The following is a 692-nucleotide window of genomic DNA, read 5'->3' on the forward strand; positions in this document are numbered from 1 at the left end:
TGGATAGTGTCACTATCTGCTAGAAACTCACAAGAACGGGGTAAGTTTATAGACAATTCATGTCTCACCTGTTGTGCTACTTTTTTCTGTTGTTTTAGTCGTTTTACTGTTTTACGATGTGTTTTGGGAGAAATCATCCCATGGTTATAGAGAATGGTACGAACAGTTGTATCTGTTAATTTGATGCCATGTTCTTGTTTTAAAATTTCAGTAAAATGAACAACATTAGGTTTTAAATTGGTAAATGATTGGTATAGTTCTACAATAAAAGTTTTAGTAGATTCAGGTAGACTATGCTTTGGCGAGCGTTTTTTATTTTTATGAGAAAAAGCTGACTTACCCAATTGAACATAATTGTTAAGTAGTCGGTTAATTTGTCTTAATGATAAAGTTAATTCAACACAGGCACGTTGTTTTGTTTTTTTGCCATGATGAACGGCTTTGATGACGTTATATTTTTTTATTTCATTCACTGTTAATTCTATCCTTTTCATATCTCTAGTTTATCATTTTGGGACATTTTGTCATTCGATTACTTTAAGACATTATCACATTCGATTGAAATTGTCGTTCCAAATCAACAGGTAATCGGGATTGTAAGGTATTGTTTAAACGTTCCACACGTCCTTTCCCCTGTGGAATAGATGTTGTTTTAAGGCTAATACCTAACTGAAAACAAGCAAAACCAAACT

General features: G+C 32.7%; 1 pseudogene. It reads right to left on the reverse strand.

Features of this window, described 5'->3' with window-relative positions:
• Positions 1-494: pseudogene (locus E4T68_RS08975) on the reverse strand (helix-turn-helix domain-containing protein); the annotation flags it as partial.
• Positions 495-692 lie beyond the last annotated feature (198 nt).

This window comes from Granulicatella sp. WM01, from assembly GCF_004570605.1.
Classification (GTDB): Bacteria; Bacillota; Bacilli; order Lactobacillales; family Aerococcaceae; genus WM01.